The organism is Psychrobacter sp. SCQQ22, assembly GCF_015864605.1.
GTDB lineage: Bacteria > Pseudomonadota > Gammaproteobacteria > Pseudomonadales > Moraxellaceae > Psychrobacter > Psychrobacter fozii.
Genome location: NZ_JADYWZ010000013.1, coordinates 1 through 20,464 on the forward strand (window position 1 = coordinate 1; position 20,464 = coordinate 20,464).

The following is a 20,464-nucleotide window of genomic DNA, read 5'->3' on the forward strand; positions in this document are numbered from 1 at the left end:
ACCTGATCCCTTCCCGAACTCAGAAGTGAAACATCGTTGCGCCAATGGTAGTGTGGATTCGTCCATGTGAGAGTAGGTCATCGTCAGCTCTCTATACTTAAAAAGAGTCATCCTTAATCGGGTGGCTCTTTTTTTTATCTTTTATTCCTAGTGACTGGCGCAGCAAATCCTATTTAAAGGTGAGCAAGGAGTAACGACTGTCTGGGAGACAGTCGTCCGTAGCGCAAGACGAAAGGCTATGCCTGTAGATAGCTCTTGCGCTGCCTTGAGGAGGAACAAGCGAAACACTGTTTCGCCCGACGCAAGACAAGAGCTGTACTCGCAGTTAGCGGTGCTTTGCTTTAACGGCGCTCTCCTCGTTCGTCAGCTCTCTATTCCTAGATAACTCCCTTTGACTTATGTCAGAGGGGGTTTTCTTTTGCCTATAGTTTGAGGGAATTAACGAGGAATGGTGTAGTATTATCTATCAATACCTAACAGTCACCTTCACTTATTATTTATTTTGGAGCATACCATGGGCGTTTCATTTTACTATACTGCTGAGCGTAATACTCCTTTAACCCCTCAAGAGCAAGAAGAGGTTGCATCAATCATTGATAAATATAATGACAATTTTGAGCATGCAGAAGATGCTGAGTCTTTTGATCTTTACGCCTATGATGATAGTGAGTCAGAGGTAATATTAGCAGGTGCCACGAAAATATCTTCTAGCATGGATGTTGAGGATCTTATATATACGCTTGGTCATTGGCTAGAATGTTTGACTGATATCCGTCTTGCGGTGACTGATGCAGATTGGCATGTGCACTTAGACGATACTGATGCAGTTTGGGTAGATGATAAATGGCAAATGGAAGAATAACTTATTAGTATCAGGTAGAGTGTGCCATTCATTGTTAAGATGATCGGCTGTTATAAGTCTCTACTAACCTTAAGGTGAGGTCTACTTTGCTCAAGCTTTATTATTACCCAAACAATGCTAGCTTAGCACCACATTTTCTACTTCATCATGTAAAAGCAGATTACGAGTTAGTACTTGTTGAACGAGAGAATGAAGGCCATAAATCTGCCGACTATCTGAAACTGAACCCTGCTGGACGTATTCCAACACTCGTTATTGATGACCAGCCAATTTTTGAAAGCCTTGCTATTTGCATTCATATTTGTGAATTATATCCAAAATATGAGTTAATGCCACCTATTGGCGATCCTAGACGACCGCTATTTTTTCAATGGATTGCATTCTTGAATAATACGTTGCAAGCGGAACTGATGGTTCGTTATTATCCACATCGCCACACCAATGATGAGAGCAATATACCCAATATTATATCTGCTCAAGACGATCGTATTGGAGAAGCACTATCTATTATAGACAATCAGCTTGATTCTAATGACTTCTTGCTTGGTGAAAAGCTATCGGCATGTGATTACTTTCTTTTTATGTTGGCGGAGTGGTCATTAGTATTGGAGAAATCACCGATGGACTATACTAACTTGGCGGTGTATCTAAATCGATTAAGTGAAAACCCTAGTGTAAAGGCGGTATGTGAATTTGAAGAGATAGACCTGAGGCCATTCAAAATATAGTCATGATAGGTTGGTTGAATGAGGCTTTATTCTTCAGGAGTTAGATACGAATATAGATTCTTTAGCTTTATATCTGACTTTTTTAGGTCTTCTTGCTGCTATTTATCAGTTGAGACAAAATTTCTACAGAAGAGAATGATATTTGAAGATTCAATAAAGAAAGAATATTTGGATATCACCTTTAACCTTGATTCAGTTAGATTACAAGTTGACAGGCTAACAGCTAACACTGATGGTCAAACAATAAAAACAACAGACTCATATCTAACCCCCTTTGCTGACGACAATAGCGCGATGGCCCCACCTGATCCCTTCCCGAACTCAGAAGTGAAACATCGTAGCGCCAATGGTAGTGTGGATTCGTCCATGTGAGAGTAGGTTATCGTCAGCTTTCTATTCTAAAAGTAATAGCCCCCTTCGCTGACGCGATGGGGGCTTTTCTTTGCGTGCTTTATATTGTGTCGGATTTGGGATTCATATGATAGGATATTGAAGTTGGCGATATTTATTATATTATTCTTATAATTATGATCATAGTCCTAAACTTTCATTACTACAAGTAATCAAATTTGAAGGTTCGATATGTTAAATTTAGATAAATTAAAACCAATAGAATTACTTAGGTTACAAGCTAGTGCTACGGCTGAATTAAAACGGCGTGAGATTGTTAGGACAAATAATAACCCGCTAGGTGACTATACTGAGTGGCTTGTTGCAAATACAATGGATCTCGAATTAACTTCTAACTCTAAAGCTGGTTATGATGCTGTTTCAAATAAAGGTCTAAAATTCCAAATTAAAGGTCGTAGAGTTACCCCTGAAACACCTTCAAGACAATTAAGTGCAATTAGAAATTACGCTGAAAAGGATTTTGATTGGTTAATTGCTATAATATTTGATAAAGACTTTAATATTTTGAATGCTTATATTATGCCACATTCGGTTATTGGTAATTATTATCCGCACCGTAATCATGTGAATGCTCGTGTTGTTGTAATGTCAGGCGCAATAATTAAGGATAAAAAAGTTGTAGAGATTACCGAGAAGTTTAGGACATAATTAGGCTAAGTTTTACCTAAATAATATCTACCGCTGAATATAGTTGTAATAAGGATTGATTTTGAAGCAACTTTTTAAGTACTTACCTGAACCAAGAAATTTGTTTGATGAAGGATTTATTCGTTTATCTCAGCCAGTTGTTTTGAATGATCCTTTCGAAGCATCATTTTGTAGTGAAAGTCTTGATGAACTTAGTTCTCATTTTTACAATTCAATGGCTCAAGATTCTGAATTTGGGAATATTAGCTTTTCACAATATATAGAAATGAGAATGCATAATATTGGAATAGTTAGCCTTTCCGAAAATAAAGAAAATTTGTTGATGTGGGCACATTATGCTAATGAGCACAAAGGTGTGGTTGCAGGAATATCCTATATGCCAATGTTCGGCTCAATTTTCCAGAATTTATTCAGAGCCGATACTTTAATAAATAGTTCATGGGGCATAGAACATAGCACTTTTGATGGTATACCAAAGCCAGTTTCTTATAGAAAAGGACTTCGTTACAGGAATGATAAATTTGATTATGATTACTCTAATATAGATGCTGAAGGTGCTGATCGAATTCTATATGAAGTTTTTATGCAAAAAAGTGACGAATGGATATATGAGCAAGAACATAGAGTTGTATTAAGGCTGGAGCAAGCTGACAGAGTAATTATTGAAAATGTACAGCACATCAAGAATGATGCAATAAGAAATCGAATTATTTCTTCGAGTTATTCATATACAAATCCAATAGATAATAGCTACGTAATAAACTTGTATGAAATAGATGATGACGCTATACGTGTTTCAGTCGCAATGCAACTAGCTAAATTAAGCCGTAACCCAAGAAGTATCTATTTGATGAAATTAAATCCAAGTTGTATTAATAATTGTCTACTTGGTTTAAATAGCTCACTTGATAAAATAAATGTTCAAGGTAAATTTGCAAGCTCTGTTGGATATTTAGATATTTGGCGGGCAGTAAAAAATAGTGATTATTATAGTCTTGAGTTCATTCAAGTGTAATAAGTGATTTATACCTACAGGATGAATAATGACGGTTTTTCTCGTTGCTGGCTAATCCCAGTTAACAATTATAGTTTGTATAACGAGATACTATAAATAACTCTCTATTCATCCTTCAAAACAACTCACCCATCTCAATGTCTTCTTCAAAATCAAACCCCAACTGCTCATCTTTACGCTGCTTAATCTGCTCTATCCGCAGCTTACGTCCTACGATCAGCCGTAGCACATCACGGCGCTGCTCTGTCGTCATATCATGCCATCGTTGGCGTTCCGTTCGACTACGCAAGCAGCCAAAGCAATAGCCTTTTTTATTGCTTTGACATACACCAATGCATGGATTGGCAATCTCGAACAGTTCAAACTGCTGATTCATGGCGACTCCATTGCTATTATTGTTATTCCTTTAACGTGCCTAATTTGTTGTCTAGCCTCATTGTAAAATATTATTATGTCGAAAGTACGGACTAATAGTGTGCCACTTTATTGTTATTATTTTTGTATAACGGGTGCTATGCTTAGCTCTAATGGCTATATAAGATAATCATAACAAAATTAATAAGGGAGATGATACGTGAACATTATTTATATTCATGGATTAGACAGTGATTCTAATTCTACTAAAGGAGTACTGTTAGAAAAATATTGTCAGCAGTATCATCCTGATATCAGCGTATATCGCCCTGATCTGAATAGCGCTCCGGAGCAAGTTTTTGAGCAGCTAGTCAAGTTGGTAACTCAATTAAATAGAGATGCTGAAACGGTACTGATAGGTAGCTCGTTAGGTGGCTACTTTTCTACTCTAGTGAGTAATCATACAGGCTGTGCGGCTTTACTGCTAAATCCTAGTACGCAGCCACATATCACGTTGCAACGCTTTGCTAGTGAATCGTCTTCAACGGCTAGTGGAGAAAGTAAAACATTGAACAATGAGATTCTACATACAACAGCGGGTGGTTGGGATATTACCCATTCAGATTTGCAATGGTTTGCAGCGCATCCTTTAGGATCAATTAACTACCCTAATAAAATGGCGGTCTTTATCAAAGAGGGTGATGAGCTTCTGAATCCGTATTTATCAAGAGATTTTTATAGAGGGCTTGATGCACGGGTTACTTTGCAGGAAGGTGGCGATCATAGATTTAGTGATTTCGATGTGCAGCTGCCTATCGTCATTGATACGCTACAACGTTTGCTACAGCATTAAATAGACGACATTATATGACGTGAGCGACTGACTATTGACGTTACCGTCGCTATTTTTCGTTATAATGGCTTAATAGAATTAATCGCACATGAATAATTAAGGATGCATTTGTGAGTCAATATAATGCGCAATCGTTAGAAGTTTTAGAAGGACTTGAGCCAGTACGCCGTCGCCCAGGGATGTATACCGATACCACGCGCCCTAACCATTTAGCACAAGAGGTCATCGATAACTCAGTTGATGAGGCATTGGCTGGTCATGCAAAGACCATCAAAGTTCAGTTGTATAGTGATGGGTCGTTGTCCGTTGAAGATGACGGTCGCGGTATGCCGACCGATATCCATCCTGAATTTAATCAATCAGGTATTGAGCTGATTTTAACCCGTTTACATGCTGGTGGTAAATTTTCGACCTCTAATTATGAGGTTTCGGGCGGCCTGCATGGCGTGGGTATATCTGTTGTCAATGCGCTATCAACACGGGTCGAGGTCACGGTATGGCGTGATAGCACACAGTTTGATATGGCGTTTGAAAATGGTGCGCCAGTAACGCCTTTGACTGAAGCTGTCAGCTCGAACAAGCGTAAGCGCGGTACCAAAGTACATTTTTGGGCCGATGGTAGTTTCTTTGATTCGCCGAAATTCAATGTTAAACAGCTCAAGCATAACTTGAAGGCTAAGGCAGTCTTGGCAGCTGGGCTAACGATTGAGTTTACCGATGAGATCAATAATGAAAAGGTGATTTGGCAGTTCACTGATGGTGTGGTTGAGTATTTAAATGAGCAACTAGACGGTCTTGAGACCTTGCCTGAAGCACCTTTCTATTATAACTATGAGGCAAAAAGTGGCGAGCGAGCAGGTATTACTTTTGCGTTGTCTTGGTTGCCCGATGGTGGGACGCCGATTCAAGAAAGCTATGTAAACCTTATTCCGACGGCTCAGGGTGGTACACACGTCAATGGATTGCGCACTGGTATTTTGGAAGCCTTGCGTGAGTTTTGTGACATTCATAACTTATTGCCACGTAGTGTAAAACTGACAGCAGAAGATGTATGGGATGGAGTGAACTATATCCTGTCACTTAAGTTTTCTGAGCCACAGTTCTCTGGTCAAACCAAGGAGCGTTTATCTAGTCGTGAAGCTGCTGGAGCGGTTCAGACTTTGGCGAAAGATGCTTTTAGTTTATGGCTAAACCAAAATGCAGACATGGGTACTCAAATTGCAGAGTTGGCCATTAATAAGGCAGGTCGCCGTCTTAAGTCTGCTAAAAAAGTTGCTCGTAAAAAGATAACGCAAGGGCCTGCATTGCCGGGTAAATTGGCAGATTGTCGCGGTGATTTACGTGATGGGGCAGAGCTATTCTTGGTAGAAGGAGACTCTGCTGGTGGTAGTGCTAAGCAAGCTCGAGATCGTCATTATCAAGCGATATTACCGCTGCGTGGAAAGATTCTAAACACGTGGGAAGTATCATCAGATACGGTACTTTCAAGCCAAGAGATTCATGATATCGCTATCGCTATCGGTGTTGATCCTGCTTCTGATGATTTATCTGAGCTGCGTTACGACAAAGTATGTATCTTAGCGGATGCTGACTCTGATGGTTTACATATTGCGACATTGATTTGCGCTTTGTTTGTGAAGCATTTCCCTGCATTGGTTGATGCGGGTCATTTGTTTGTGGCGATGCCACCTTTGTACCGAGTTGATGTAGGCAAAGAGGTCCACTATGCGTTAGATGAGCCTGAGCTTGAGCATATTTTGGCCAATGTACCGGGCAATAAAAAAGCTCAAATTACTCGTTTTAAGGGTTTGGGTGAGATGAGTGCAGAGCAGTTGCGTGAAACAACTATGAACCGTGATACTCGACGTTTGGTTCAGTTAGATATGGACGATATGGTGCTCACTAATAGTGTCATGGATATGTTGCTCGCAAAAAAACGCGCATCTGATCGCAAGTCATGGCTTGAGAATAAAGGGAACTTGGCTAATATTCCATAAATGCCTTTGTTAGTTTGTTCGCTATAATCGTACTTATTTATAGACATCTCATGAATGCTAATTTATAAATAGAGGGTTTATTAGGCAATAAAAGCTGATAAAACGCAACTTAGTCGCATAAGCTTAATGCTATTATATAAGTATCTTTTATTATATGGTGCCATCATGACATCAAAGTTTTCTAATCGTTCTAAAGCTTCTTCGTCTAAGCGATCTAAAATTTTACCCAAGCTCAGTAGAGCTCAGCTCGGTGATTTAGTTCCAAGACGTGGTAATAAAATTGCACCTCTCATTGCGTCAACCATGCTAAAAGCATCGGGATGGACGACCGTTGGTGAGATACCAAATATTTCGCAGGCGGTGGTATTAGCGCTACCACATACTTCTAACGTGGATGGCGTGTATGCGATACCCAGTCTATTTGCGCTAGACTTACAAATTAGTATTATGGGTAAGCATACGCTATTTAAAATACCAGTCCTTGCGCAACTACTACGCTGGATGGGCATTATCCCTATTGATCGCGGTAACAAGGGTTCGGTGCTGCAATCGAGTATTGATAAATTCAAAACGGGTGAGCCACTGTTTTTAGGGTTGTCACCAGAGGGTACGCGCCAATACACTGAGAGTTGGAAAACAGGGTTTTATTATTTAGCATTGGGTGCTGGTGTGCCGATTTTACCAGTCGCTATGGATTACAATACCAAAGAGATACGCTTTATGTCTCTGGTCTATCCTAGTGGTGATATAGATGCTGACTTGCCAAAAATCTATGAGCAATATGAAGGTGTGATTCCAAGATATCCTGAGCGTCTGTCGCAGCCTCTACAAGACGTGAATGACTCAGCTAATTAAAAGGCTTTAAAGTAGTTATTATAATAGCTCTTATTCAAAAACCCCCTGATATACATATATCAGGGGGTTTTTCTCTGTAAACATTAAGAGTGTTTTCTAAGATTTCTTAATTGGTCTAATTTGTGAAGGTGCTAACCCCGCCATCGACAGGTAAGTTCAGACCCGTAATAATAGCCGCGTCATCGCTGGCGAGAAACATCACAGCCGCTGTAACATCGAAAGGAGTGGCTGTTTTTCCCAGTGGAGAGTGAGTAACGAATGGATTTGAACTGACATCTGTTGTGACGAACCCAGCAGTGACCGCATTGATACGCACGTTATTTGGTATATTTTCTAATGCCAGTTTCTTTGTAAGTTCGGTCAACTTACTTTGTTCTGCTTTATACGTGTCAATACTCCAGTCTGCTGATAGATCAGTCAGTGCTGATATATTAACGATGTTGCCCTTTGTTTTTATTAGCTCTGGAATGACTGACTGATGAATGCCAACAGCAGTGTCTATATTGACCATGACATCAATATGATTATACTTCTCGAGTACATGCTCTACTAACCTTGCCGTTTGGGTTGGATCGTTGATATCACTGGTCACGGTAAGGTGGTTGCCTGTGTTGATCCATGTATGGTCTTGTGGCAGATCTTCGTAGATGTATCCTAAGATATCAGAATTAATACCAACAATGATACAGTTAGCTCCTTCTTGTGCGAATCGCAGCGCGGTTGCCCGACCGATATCTGAATCTGCGCCTGTTATGATGACAGTTTTTTCTTTGAAGCGCTTCATATTGTTCAATCCTTGTTATTATATGAGAATAATTAAATAAGTTTGATGAATGTAGAGTTTGCCCACTATAAAGTCATTAAGTCGCTGAACTGGCTAACCTTAATAATATAGCGCTTGTGCTAGGTTTTCTTATATCAGTATTATTTTGACTCTATAAGATAGGTATTCTCTAAGGCAGTCTATATATACAAATTCGTGTATAAGTGATGCTACTTTGATATCATCATAACAATTCAGCACTGTGAAAGCGACTGTGTTTCATCGTGCTAATCAGCAAAAATAACATGCCATACAATATACCCCTTCAATAATAAAAGGTCAGAACTTGTGTCCCATTCGATTACGACAATGCCCGATTGGGGCTATCTTACTACCGAGCTGGTCTGTTACTTACAAGCAGATGCTACTGCAGTCGCTTTAGCTGGCATGCATATGATTGAGCATGACTATAATGCTCAGTATATCGCTCGTCACTATCAATATCAGTTGCCACTTGGCAAGCTACAGCTGCTTGAGCTAACCCTATACTTACCATTTGATACGGGATCAGCTAATGTTGAGGCTGTACGTATGATCGCAGTAAAGTCTGCGCTTGCATGGTACAAAACATCACTGTCTCAAGATGAAGATAATGATGCAGTCGGTTATGAGGCTTTGATCTTCGATATTCAACTTGTGGGGGGAGGTGATAGCTCTGCACAAAACGATAAAGATAGTGAAAAATATAACGCCCTACAGCGACTGAAACACAGTTTTGGTGCGCGTTATTTTTTAGAAGACCTAGTGGTAGATATGAGTGAAGGTCAGCAGCAGCTACAAGTATTTAGCTGGGATGATTGGTACTCGATAGCGGCAGCGGTACGCACACCATCTGAGTTATGGCGTTTTTTGTCGTATCATCTAGAGCAGCTACAGCATTCGGCCACGAGTCATATACCAAGCTTTGAATCAGAAGATTTATTGGTTGAGAAGTTCTTACAAAGTCCAGATTTATTTGCCTCTGCTATTGCAGTTGATAATGCACTCATCAAAAACGAGGCACAGGATGAGCCTAATTCAGCACTTGTAGCTATAACGCTCGCATACAAAAACCAAAGTACAACTGCGCAGATGTATCATCAGCATATGCTGCAAGCAGCAACACTATGGTCTCAGCTAAGTATGCAAATGATAGAGACGTATAGTGAAAAGCAAACAATTAATAATGACGATCAGTTAGACGTACCGCTTGTTTACTGGCAGCAACAACTGCTAGGTGAATCTCTGTTTTCACGTCACGAACTTATCCGCACGCTATATAGACATCCCAAACAAAGCGCCTCGTTGCAGAAGGATGGCTATGTCGTACACCAACATTCTTATGAGAGTTTGGGTCGACATTATGTACTGGTGTTTTATGGTCAGAAGGCTACAGGACATAATAGCAAAGCGGCTGTTCAACCGAAGTTGGCACAGATTGCAAAAGATGTTGCTACACGTTTACCAATAATTGAGCTTCATCATATCATTGTGTTGGGTATTGATTTTATTACTGAGGCTGATGAAACCTTTATCGATATCGATCTATGGATTCAGCCAGTCGATACCATGACTCAACGTGAACGTCAGCTAACCAAGCAATTGCAACGTCTCAAGCATCAAGACATTCAGCATCAAAAGGGTAGCTCGCAGTCAGACCAACAAACAGCTTCAAATACAGCATCAGCAAATAAAGATTTTAAAAAAGATAGTCAAGCGGATAGACGACCTCAAGTACACTTAAACCTTTCCATTCCTGCGCGAAAAGATAAGTAATAAATTAAGCTCTCTATCATGTAATAGATGATGAGCCATACAATCCACAAGTGACTGTATTAAGCGCCATTAAGCGCCATAAAAAAAGACAGCCTAGGCTGTCTTTTTTACATTTGAAAATTCAGAATAACTATTTATTTATTGTTGATATCGTCATTTAGACCGCTACCAGGCAGTAATACGTTGCCATCATTATTGATGTCATCAGTATTAACAGGAGTTGTATTCACTACATCTGTACGTAAATCGTCAGTTGACGTGCTTGTAGCCGCAGGCGTGTTTTCACGCACTGAATCAGCCACTTTTTCTTGAGTTGATGTCTCTGGCTGAAGCGCAGATTTTGCTTTGGCTTCGGTACGCTCGTGATCCATCTTGTCTTGCATCTTACGTAGGAAACGTGCTGCTGCTTCTTGACCACCAAGACCGAATGATAGGGCAAAAGCAACGGCTACTGCACCTAATGTTAGACCAAATGCTAGATTAACGATTGAATCTGCAATACCCATCGCTTTTAGACCCATGGCTAGTACTAAGCCCATGATCAATACACGTACGATATTTGCTAGGAATTGTGAACCTTGCTCAGAGCGCTCAACCACACCTGCAATAATGTTAGCAAGCCAAAACCCGATGAATAGGATAATAGCACCAAGGATGATGTTAGCACCAAAGGCAATGAACATTGTGATGATAGCTGAAATAGGCTCAAAACCTAATAAGTCAGCAGCGGCAATGGCAGCAAACAGCATTGCAAAGAAAACAATTGCATAACCAACTAGGTCAGATACTTTCTTATCGCCCATAGTGTCTTGCAGGCCAACTTTGGCTGGCAATTGGTTGATTTGAGTGTTTTCGATAAGACCTTTAATGATGTTGGCAACCATGCGAATTACATAGAAAGTTACCACTAAAATGGCGGCTGCCATAAAGATATTTGGCAATGCTTCCATGATTTTATTCAGCATGTTCGTCGCAGGACGAGCAATAACTTCGATCTTTAGAGCATTTAATGCTGCAATGATAGTTGGAATGATAACCACTAAAAATGCTAATGAACCAGCAATGTTAGGTAGGCTATTTTTTTCGCTTAAGCCTGCTTTTGAAGCCAGTTCTTGCACATTAAATGTAGACACAAGATTGGTTACGATGCCACGTACTACTTTAGCAATGATATAACCGACTACAAAGACTACAGCTGCAATTAAGATATTAGGAATAAAGCTGAAGATTTTATCAACCATATTAGTCAATGGTGCAAATAAACCATCAAGCTGTAATTGACCAAGTACCATGGTTAAAACAATCAGTAAAATGAACCAATACACCATATCAGCGATGGTACTGCTCATTGGTTTTACACCAGCTTGAGCACTGAGACGCTCGTCCATTGATGTTTTAGACAGTGCCGCATTGATGGTGGTACGCACAACGGTAGCCACAACCCAACCAATGACACCGACAGCGATAGCACCGATGAGGTTAGGAATAAATGCCAACACTTGATTGATCATATTTGCGAACGGTGTCGAAATTGAGTTCAGATTCAATTGGTTCAGCGCTCCAGAGATCGCGATGATAAAGATAAACCAAAATACAATTTTGGAGATAATACCTTCCAAGTCGTAGGCTTTACCTGTTGAAGAATTCATACGTTGGTTAAGGTTGATCTTAGATAGTACATTACGAACTAGGGCTGCAATACCAAGTGCAACCAACCAGCCAATGATAAATATTAAAATAGCACCGATAATGGAGCCGATAGGCCCACCAAGATAACCGTTAAAAGACGTGTACATTGGATTCATTTGATCCTCCTTTAATCATCATACAGAGGCTGCCAAACAATATCGTCAATGTGGCTGATATTGAATGTGACCAATACATAATGGTTATAATAAATAGTATTTTTCAAAATGAGCTATAGAGTGATATTCTAATTTTCGAGTCGTTAGTCTTATCAAAAAATATCTGTGTACTTTGTATTTATAACTTTATTACTGATATTTAGATATCTTTGATAGGGTAAATACTTGACTATTTATCACCTTAACTGGTTCAGCTTAGCTGATGTGTCAGTAGATTTAAAGACAGAAAGCTTAACCTGTTACTATATTTGTGTGATAACTTGTTATTATATATATAAATATTAACACATACTGTACACTCATCCGATAATTTTATTCCAAACATGGCTCCTAAAACTAAGATTTGCTATTATAGAACCATGTGACATCTCGCCACTATTCTTACAATTTGAGAGTACTTTATGAAAAAAATCACTACTTTAAGCGTTAGTGCACTTGCTAGTGCTATGTTGTTAGTAACAGGCTGTAGCACAAATAATGGCAACCAAGAAACGGCTGCTCAAAGTGTTTCAATCACCGAACAAAGTTCAGCAAGCGAAAAGGTCGGTTACAGCTTAGGATATATGATGGCTGAAGGAAATAAAGAAGCGGTCGGTGATCTGAATCTGGACACTTTTGAAAAAGGCTTCCGTGATGGTTATGAAGGTACTGATTCAGCATTGACTCAAGAGCAAATGCAAGAAGTATTGACTACGTATCAAAAAGAGCAAGAAGAAAAGTTCGTCAAAGAGATGGAAACAAAAGCTGGAGACAACAAAACTAAAGGCGCTGCGTTCTTGGCAGAAAATGCTAAAAAAGAAGGCGTAAAACAAACTGCGTCTGGCCTACAGTATAAAGTAGTAACCGCAGGTACTGGTAAATCACCAAAAGCAACTGACGTGGTTGAAGTGAACTACGAAGGTAAATTGATTGATGGCACTGTATTCGATAGCTCTTATGAGCGTGGTGAGCCAATTGAGTTCCCACTAAATCAAGTTATCGCTGGCTGGACAGAAGGTCTACAGTTGATGAAAGAAGGCGGAAAATATGAGTTCTATATCCCGTCAGATATCGCTTATGGCGAAGCTGGTAATGCAGGTATCGAGCCTAACAGCACACTAGTATTTACTGTTGAATTGTTATCAGTGAAATAATGAGTATTAGGGCGTGTCCTCAATTCAATCGACAGTTATCTAAATGGGTTAAAAATGGCTAAATCTTGCCAAACGGCGTCAAATAGCTAACTAATATCTCGATATTATCTGCGCTATTTTCCTTGTTTGACTGCAATTTATCTCATTTTTATCACCATTTTTAAAATGAGGACATGCCCTAGTAATTATTTAGTGTTAGTACTTAATAAGCATAATACTGAATAATAAAAAAGCCCTCTTAAATTAGAGGGCTTTTTTATGACTAGATTTTATAGCTCTTAACTGATCATAGTTTTCAACCAAGTTTCTGACTTTTAAGCGTGTTCATTTAGTCAAGGTGCTCTACATCAGCATTTTTGCTAATGCACTAAACGTACTAAAGGTTCTTTTGGAATACTTTAGAGTTGCGACCGTTATGATATTGCTCTTGGCGTGCTTCAGGCAGTGCACTTGCTTCAACTTCTGCAAAGCCTTGTTCGACAAACCAATGTGCTGTGCGAGTCGTCAACACAAACAGTTTATGTAGACCATGGCTACGTGCTTGTTGTTCCAAAAATGCTAGCAAATCAGCACCTCGGCTACCGTTACGATATTCAGGATGTACCGCAACGCATGCAATTTCTGCAGAATCCTTGTCCAATGGATAAAAGGCTGCACAGCCCAAAATCATACCATCACGCTTAATGACACTATAATGGTCAATCTCTTGTTCTAAACACTCACGTGAGCGGCTGACCAAAATGCCTTGTTCTTCTAGCGGCGATAGTAGCTCGATCAATCCTACTACGTCATCAATATTGGCACGGCGAATTTCTTCATAAGGGTCATGGCTAATCAGTGTGCCAGAGCCGTCACGAGTGAAAAGCTCTTCTAGCAATGCGCCATTTTTGGCATATGAGATGATATGTGTGCGATGAACGCCTTTGCGACACGCCAAACTTGCACAATTTAAAAAATAATTAATTTCGCAATTCAAGTCACGATCGCGCAAGAAGCGATCGACTTCGTTTGGAATCATCTCGCGTAATAGTCGATCACCATCATTAATGCCAGCTTCTTCACCCAAGAATATTAGTTTGTCTGCACCAAGTGCGACGGCGGCATTGAGTGCAACGTCTTCAGCAAGTAAGTTGAAAACTTCGCCAGTCGCTGAATAACCCATTGAACCCAAAATGACGATATGGTCATGTAGTAGGTTGTTTTTGATGGCTTCAACGTCGATAGAACGGACTTCGCCAGTCATTTGGTAATCGATACCATCACGGATACCGTAAGGACGCGCCGTAACAAAATTACCTGAGATAGCATCAATGCGTGAGCCATACATTGGTGAGTTTGCCAGTCCCATCGATAGTTGCGCTTCAAGTTGCAGGCGAATAGCGCCTACTGCTTGTAAAATAGAAGGCATTGCCGCTCTTGGCGTAATTCGAATGTCTTGATGTAATGGAGAGGCGATATTTGCTTCTTTCAGATTTTTTTCGATTTGCGGTCGTGCTCCATGAACCAGAACCAACTTGATCCCTAGGCTATGCAATAGAGCAAAGTCATGGATAAGCGTGCTAAAGTTGGCGTGATTGACCGCTTCACCGCCAAACATAATCACAAAAGTTTTACCACGATGTGTATTTATGTAGGGAGCAGAGTTGCGAAACCAATGAACGTATTCAGGGTTAATCTGGGGCATGGCGCTAGTAGTCATAATGGGAGCAGCAGTCGTTAGAATAAGAAAAGGTGCGTAGCAAAAAGATGCTGGCCGCTAAAGATTTACCATAGCAAAAAATGCCGTTATGAGCTATCTTTTATTTCAGTTGTGTTAATGAATCCTTATAGCTGATTGACTATATACACAACCTCAACACGGGGTTAGTGTACGTACAAATGCTTTTTGTTATGCTAAACGCTATTGCTTTACAGATAGCGAACGCAGATAATCAATAAAAACAATGAGCCTGACACGATCACTTGATTGGATGCGACTTTATAGGATGATAGATTTTTCTTCATTTACTATGAATAACCAGCTATCAATAGTTATCAGGTGAGTCGTGATAGATACACCCAATAATATAAAGTCAGCTAGCACTAAGTAGCAGTACTCGAAATCATATATAGCTTCATATAAAGAATACGGCGATGAGTGATTGAAAATATATTAAACTCTTTTCAAGTTTTACCAATTGCGTTCTACCGATATATCAACCAGGGATAATGAAAACCATGAAAAAAAATAATCAATTTGCTAGTCCGTTTAGCGCTTGGAGCGGTCATCGCTTGTTTCACGTTGTCGCCGGTACACTTATCGGTGCGATGGTCGTCACAACACAAGCCTCGGCGATGCTGCCTACACCAGAGCAAGCTGTGGATAGTTCAGTTGCTGTGCAAGCCAATGCCAATCAAGGTTCAAGTGCACAAGCCGTGAATAGCAAAATTACAGCATCATTGATTAGTGTTGATGCAAATGGTGAAGAGATTTTGGTTCCTGTCAATGCAAATACGCGCCTACAGTCAGGCAATGTCCTAGAATATCAAGGATATTTCACTAATACCAACGCTGATCGTGTGCGTAAAATGACGGTCACCATGAGTATTCCTGATGAAGTAGAGTTAATGCGTACGGTAGCACCGGAGTTCCCGTATGGTAGTGTCGATGGTAATAATTTTGCGCGTATGCCATTGCGTACGAGAGTAGACAATCAGCTGCAAGATGTTGATATGAAATACTATAAAGCGGTACGTTGGGATATGGAAGGCGTTGGTCTTAACGACACAGTCGCAGTCAAATATCGTGCACGTGTAAAATAACTATCGTGCCTGTATAAAACGACGTTGATGCTTGAATATTGTCGATGTTTGAATATTAGATTTCATGTAATCATGCATTTTTCATGATTTGCGCCGTTATAAAAAGCACCATAGCTCATTACTATGGTGCTTTTTTATTCGAGTTTAGATTTTTAGATAGGCTACTTATTTATCGTTCAGAGGGTCGCATACTTACTTTGAGACTTCTGCTTTATTAAGTGCTTGATTGCATTGATTTGTGAATTGGTGGCTTGTGATCCAGCCGCAATAAGGGCACGGCGCTGGCTAGTATCTATTGAGCTGATGTGACTAACAGCAGGAGTAATGACAATGTTTGCACCATCCCGTTCACGACGCATTGTTGCGCTATGATTGGTATTTGGCTGAGCCGCGATAGTATTCTCTAGCAATCCCCAAAAGCTGCTGAGTGAGTTAAGGTTCGGTATGCCTTTAAGCTCAGTGGCATTACTGTCACTCGCATCTGTCACATCTACTGCGATGATAATATCAGCGCCCAAATCACGAGCGCTATCAACAGGGACTAGGCTAACCACACCGCCATCGATATATTTTTTGCCGACTTTTTCAGGGATACGCGGGGCGATAAAGATATTAGGAACGCTACAGGACGCTTGTACAGCAAGTCCTGCATTACCAGTGGTAAAGACTGCTTTTTTTAGCGTGTTTTTTTCGGTAGCAATTGCAGCAAAGCGAATTGGAAAATCTTCTATTGTGCGTTCGCCTACTTTTGCATTGATAAAGTCTTTTAGTTTGATGCCTTCGATAAACCCTTGATTGGATAAAGTGAAATCAGTCAACTCGCTATCCGTAGTCGTTAGTGCAAGTCGCTCAAGCTGTGCAGGCGTGTATCCACTTGCATATAAGCTACCAACCAAACTACCGATACTCGTGCCAACGATGAGTGTCGGTGTAATGCCGTTCTCTTCCAAGGCTTTGATTACTCCCACATGAGCAAAACCTTTAGCGCCACCACCGCCCAATACTAAGGCTACGCTAGGTGATTCTATTTCAGGAACTATAGGTGTGACACTCGCTGGAGTCAGTGTGCTACAAGCACTGATGACTAGTCCTAGTGTAGTAAGTATGGCCACACGTAGTAATGATAAATGATGATTGAGGGGATGGCTGAAAGTGGGAGTAGGCATAAAAAGACCTTAGAGAGTTGTATAAGTTAGAAAACAAGGCATCAGTTATTGCTATGATATAGATGATTCATTTATGTTAAAGACTTCGCACAGCCATACTACGAATTCGCTGAGTATAGGCCATGAATTATGAATAAACTCTTAATCCCAAAAATATGGCTGACGGTGTTAGATTAGTTTGGTCTACACGATATATATTTGCATACGTTTGCTTTGTTATTCTGGGCTTTGGAAGTGGGATTAGGCTATCAATGACAGTCATAATGACTTAGTATTTTATATCAAATTGATAAATATAGTTTTTATAAGATGCAGCAAATGTAGACTAAGAAAATTGAATCTATAATACTTAAAAACATTAATACTTATAAAACAATCTCGCTAGGATCTTTGATGCCAACATCGACAAGCCCTTCTTTAGCTCACTCATCAGCAGACCACTTTAGACCTGATCTGCCAGTTTCAGCGCTAGATATGCCTGTGACAGCGCTGGCAGGCGTTGGCCTAAAAGTCGCAGAGCAGTTAGCACAGTTAAATATAAAGCGAATATTTGATTTGCTACTACATCTGCCACGTGATTACGAGGATCGTAGCCGACTGCTATCCATAGCAGACGTAGAGCATGGGCAATCAGGATTAATCACTGGGCGTGTGGTGCATGTTGATACTAAGCGCAGTGGTATGACGGTAGTGGTAGATGATGATACAGGGACGATATCCTTGCGATTCTTTAAAGTTTATCGCGGTCTTGCGCAAACGATGAGTTTGGGTACACAGTTGCAGCTGTTCGGCGAAGTCAAAGTCAGTCGATATGGCAAGCAGATGAGTCATCCTGAATATCAGATTATTACTGATAATATTGCCATGACCAATACGGGATTGCAGCCGATTTATCCCAGCGTTAAAGGACTGCATCAAAATAAGCTGCGCACCTTAATCAAATTGGCACTACAAACGGTCCGCAGCCAAGGTCTGCCGATGACCCTGTTTACTCCCACAGATTTTTCTGTGGTGGCTGATCTGCCGTTAGCGCCTTTTGAGCCGATGAAATCATCAATAGCAGAACATGATTACTCAGAAGATATTTTCTCGACTTTGGCGCGTAGCGTACCAGACAATATGATTGGTAATAGTGTTAATAGAGGCGGCGCAACAGCCTATGATAGCAATCGTAGTACTAACAACGGTGTTAATAGCGATATCCATACGGCAGCAACTCGATCGGCGCACAACAATGTCTATAGTTTGACGATATTTGAAGCCTTAGTATTACTACACACGCCGCCCACTTATACCGATGCTGGACAGCAATATAAACTATTAACCCAGCTGAGTGCCCGTACGCATGCCGCCTGCCAGCGTTTGATTATTGAGGAATTGACTGCGCATCAGCTTAGTTTATTGTATCGACGCCAACAATTGCATCAACACAAAGCGCCCAAATGCGCCACTCAAAGTCCATTGGCTGATGCCTTGTTTGGCGCATTGCCTTTTGACTTAACGGGCGCACAAAAAAGAGTAATGCGAGACATTACCGCTGATATGGCGACATCTATTCCTATGTTGCGGCTGGTACAAGGCGATGTAGGTGCTGGTAAAACGTTGGTGGCGGCGGGCGCAGCGGGCTATGCGCTTGATAGTGGCTGGCAAGTGGCTGTGATGGCACCGACTGAAATTTTAGCTGAACAGCATTTAGTTAATTTTAAACAGTGGTTTGAGCCATTGGGTATCGGTGTTGGCTGGCTCGCTGGCAAGCAAACTGTCAAGCAGCGCCGTGAATCATTGGAGGCAATCGCTGAAAACACCGTGCAGATTGTGGTCGGTACTCATGCGTTGTTTCAAGAGCAAGTACAGTTTGCCAAACTAGGTTTGGTGATCATTGATGAGCAGCATCGATTTGGCGTTGAACAGCGTATGGCATTGACCAATAAAGGCGTGGCCAACAGTACACCGCATCAGCTGATTATGACCGCCACACCGATTCCACGTACGCTAGCCATGAGTGTCTATGGCGATATGGATACCTCTATCATTGATGAGTTACCACCGGGACGTACGCCGATTACCACAGTGACCATTGATCGGAACCGCCGTGATGAGGTGATTGAGCGTATTGCTATCAATTGTGAGGCAGGCAGGCAGGCATATTGGGTCTGCTCATTGGTAGAAGAGTCTAGCGTATTGGATGCACAAGCAGCCGAAGCGACTTATGAAGACTTAAATGAGCGTTTAGATATTCGTATTGGCTTGGTACACGGCAAAATGAAGTCTGCTGATAAACAAGCCATCATGCAGCAATTCAAAGCGGGAGAATTAGACTTGCTCATTGCCACAACGGTTATCGAAGTCGGTGTTGATGTGCCCAATGCCTCGCTAATGGTTATCGAAAATGCGGAACGCTTGGGACTGTCACAATTGCATCAATTACGCGGGCGAGTCGGGCGTGGTTCTACTAAAAGTTACTGTGTGCTGCTTTACCAAAAGCCGCTATCAGAGACTGGTACTGAACGCTTGAATGTATTACGTGATAGTACCGACGGCTTTGTCATTGCCCAAAAAGATTTAGAGTTACGTGGGCCGGGTGAGCTACTCGGTAAGCGCCAGACTGGCAATGTCGGTTATTATTTAGCTGATCTCATCCGTGATGAGCAGCTGTTTGCGATTGCGCAGCGTTTAGCCAAGCATTTAATTGCAGACCCTACACGTAAAGCCGATGTCAGCCAGTTGATACATCGTTGGATGCCAGAGGCCAGTCGTTATACTAATGCTTAACCATTGAACCAAGGTTGAATAGCTATGTAGTTTGCATCAGTAAATTGATGCTCAATAAAAAAGAGGATAGCTAATGCTGTCCTCTTTTTTATTTGCCAAAATAAAGCTATTTAGATTTTTTTACTTTCTTCAGTGATTTTTTGAGATCTTTGAGGTTTTTCTTTTGCTGTTTAACTTTTGCTTTGGTCTCTTTGATCTCTTTCTTAAGTTTTTTCACTTCTGACTTATTAGCCATGATTGGCTCCTTTGTTGATGAGGTCCTCTTAATAATGACAAATTACCTCGTAAATTCAAGTCTGAACTGTATGTAGTATGTATCATTGGTTTTCACAGTTTATTATTCAAATAACACTTATCGTATCTCAATCAGTTCAATGTGATGTCACACTAAGTCATAAAAGTGTCTTTATTAAATACGGTGTAAT

17 protein-coding genes and 2 rRNA genes are annotated in these 20,464 nt (G+C 40.7%); 13 read left to right on the top strand and 6 right to left on the bottom strand.

All coding sequences use genetic code 11. From position 1 onward, the window contains the following. From rrf (I6E84_RS13765) to I6E84_RS13790, 6 genes are all read left to right on the top strand, one after another. A 5S ribosomal RNA gene (rrf, locus tag I6E84_RS13765) occupies window positions 1–89 on the top strand; the annotation flags it as partial. Between the two features lie 425 nt (window positions 90–514). Next, complete coding sequence (locus I6E84_RS13770) at window positions 515–862, top strand: hypothetical protein (RefSeq protein ID WP_197218571.1); 348 nt, start codon at window positions 515–517, stop codon at window positions 860–862. An 86-nt stretch (window positions 863–948) separates the two neighbouring features. Then, the gene (locus tag I6E84_RS13775; RefSeq protein ID WP_197218573.1) at window positions 949–1,590 is read left to right on the top strand and encodes a glutathione S-transferase family protein; all 642 of its coding nucleotides are present in this window, start codon (window positions 949–951) and stop codon (window positions 1,588–1,590) included. A gap of 276 nt (window positions 1,591–1,866) precedes the next feature. Continuing rightward, window positions 1,867–1,981, top strand: a 5S ribosomal RNA gene (gene rrf, locus I6E84_RS13780). Window positions 1,982–2,172: 191 nt separating this feature from the next. Further along, the gene (locus tag I6E84_RS13785; protein ID WP_197218574.1) at window positions 2,173–2,649 is read left to right on the top strand and encodes a DUF6998 domain-containing protein; all 477 of its coding nucleotides are present in this window, start codon (window positions 2,173–2,175) and stop codon (window positions 2,647–2,649) included. A gap of 61 nt (window positions 2,650–2,710) precedes the next feature. Then, window positions 2,711–3,664, top strand: a complete 954-nt coding sequence (locus I6E84_RS13790; protein WP_197218575.1) for a DUF2971 domain-containing protein — start codon at window positions 2,711–2,713, stop codon at window positions 3,662–3,664. Between the two features lie 115 nt (window positions 3,665–3,779). On the opposite strand, the gene I6E84_RS13795 is transcribed toward I6E84_RS13790, so the two are convergent. Then, the gene (locus tag I6E84_RS13795) at window positions 3,780–4,040 is read right to left on the bottom strand and encodes a DUF1289 domain-containing protein (protein WP_197218576.1); all 261 of its coding nucleotides are present in this window, start codon (window positions 4,038–4,040) and stop codon (window positions 3,780–3,782) included. Window positions 4,041–4,238: 198 nt separating this feature from the next. Here I6E84_RS13795 and I6E84_RS13800 point away from each other — a divergent pair, with 198 nt between their 5' ends. From I6E84_RS13800 to I6E84_RS13810, 3 genes are all read left to right on the top strand, one after another. Further along, on the top strand, window positions 4,239–4,871 hold the full coding sequence (locus I6E84_RS13800) for a YqiA/YcfP family alpha/beta fold hydrolase (RefSeq protein ID WP_197218577.1): 633 nt from the start codon (window positions 4,239–4,241) through the stop codon (window positions 4,869–4,871). 110 nt (window positions 4,872–4,981) lie between these two features. Next, the gene (parE, locus tag I6E84_RS13805) at window positions 4,982–6,868 is read left to right on the top strand and encodes a DNA topoisomerase IV subunit B (protein WP_197218578.1); all 1,887 of its coding nucleotides are present in this window, start codon (window positions 4,982–4,984) and stop codon (window positions 6,866–6,868) included. 165 nt (window positions 6,869–7,033) lie between these two features. After that, the gene (locus tag I6E84_RS13810; RefSeq protein ID WP_227681545.1) at window positions 7,034–7,723 is read left to right on the top strand and encodes a lysophospholipid acyltransferase family protein; all 690 of its coding nucleotides are present in this window, start codon (window positions 7,034–7,036) and stop codon (window positions 7,721–7,723) included. A gap of 115 nt (window positions 7,724–7,838) precedes the next feature. On the opposite strand, the gene I6E84_RS13815 is transcribed toward I6E84_RS13810, so the two are convergent. Then, window positions 7,839–8,507 carry an SDR family NAD(P)-dependent oxidoreductase gene (locus I6E84_RS13815; protein ID WP_110924405.1) on the bottom strand — a complete coding sequence of 223 codons (669 nt, stop codon included), beginning with the start codon at window positions 8,505–8,507 and terminating at the stop codon, window positions 7,839–7,841. Window positions 8,508–8,834: 327 nt separating this feature from the next. Between I6E84_RS13815 and I6E84_RS13820 the strand changes: the two genes are divergently transcribed. Continuing rightward, window positions 8,835–10,301, top strand: coding sequence for a hypothetical protein (locus I6E84_RS13820; RefSeq protein ID WP_320158650.1), 1,467 nt, complete (start codon window positions 8,835–8,837; stop codon window positions 10,299–10,301). 134 nt (window positions 10,302–10,435) lie between these two features. Here the strand turns inward: I6E84_RS13820 and I6E84_RS13825 are convergent, their stop codons facing one another. After that, window positions 10,436–12,106, bottom strand: coding sequence for a mechanosensitive ion channel (locus I6E84_RS13825; RefSeq protein ID WP_197218580.1), 1,671 nt, complete (start codon window positions 12,104–12,106; stop codon window positions 10,436–10,438). Window positions 12,107–12,567: 461 nt separating this feature from the next. Here I6E84_RS13825 and I6E84_RS13830 point away from each other — a divergent pair, with 461 nt between their 5' ends. Continuing rightward, window positions 12,568–13,299 (top strand): FKBP-type peptidyl-prolyl cis-trans isomerase, encoded by a 732-nt coding sequence (locus I6E84_RS13830; protein WP_110924402.1) that lies wholly within the window; start codon window positions 12,568–12,570, stop codon window positions 13,297–13,299. A 376-nt stretch (window positions 13,300–13,675) separates the two neighbouring features. On the opposite strand, the gene argA is transcribed toward I6E84_RS13830, so the two are convergent. Next, window positions 13,676–14,998: an amino-acid N-acetyltransferase gene (gene argA / locus I6E84_RS13835; RefSeq protein ID WP_197218582.1), complete on the bottom strand. Its 1,323-nt coding sequence runs from the start codon at window positions 14,996–14,998 to the stop codon at window positions 13,676–13,678. A 518-nt stretch (window positions 14,999–15,516) separates the two neighbouring features. Between argA and I6E84_RS13840 the strand changes: the two genes are divergently transcribed. Beyond that, window positions 15,517–16,101: a hypothetical protein gene (locus I6E84_RS13840; RefSeq protein WP_110924400.1), complete on the top strand. Its 585-nt coding sequence runs from the start codon at window positions 15,517–15,519 to the stop codon at window positions 16,099–16,101. 176 nt (window positions 16,102–16,277) lie between these two features. Here the strand turns inward: I6E84_RS13840 and I6E84_RS13845 are convergent, their stop codons facing one another. Beyond that, window positions 16,278–17,267, bottom strand: coding sequence for a patatin-like phospholipase family protein (locus I6E84_RS13845; protein WP_197218583.1), 990 nt, complete (start codon window positions 17,265–17,267; stop codon window positions 16,278–16,280). A 393-nt stretch (window positions 17,268–17,660) separates the two neighbouring features. Between I6E84_RS13845 and recG the strand changes: the two genes are divergently transcribed. Next, window positions 17,661–20,039: an ATP-dependent DNA helicase RecG gene (gene recG / locus I6E84_RS13850; protein WP_227681547.1), complete on the top strand. Its 2,379-nt coding sequence runs from the start codon at window positions 17,661–17,663 to the stop codon at window positions 20,037–20,039. Window positions 20,040–20,145: 106 nt separating this feature from the next. Here the strand turns inward: recG and I6E84_RS14245 are convergent, their stop codons facing one another. Further along, complete coding sequence (locus tag I6E84_RS14245) at window positions 20,146–20,274, bottom strand: hypothetical protein (protein ID WP_265090099.1); 129 nt, start codon at window positions 20,272–20,274, stop codon at window positions 20,146–20,148. Window positions 20,275–20,464: the final 190 nt, after the last annotated feature.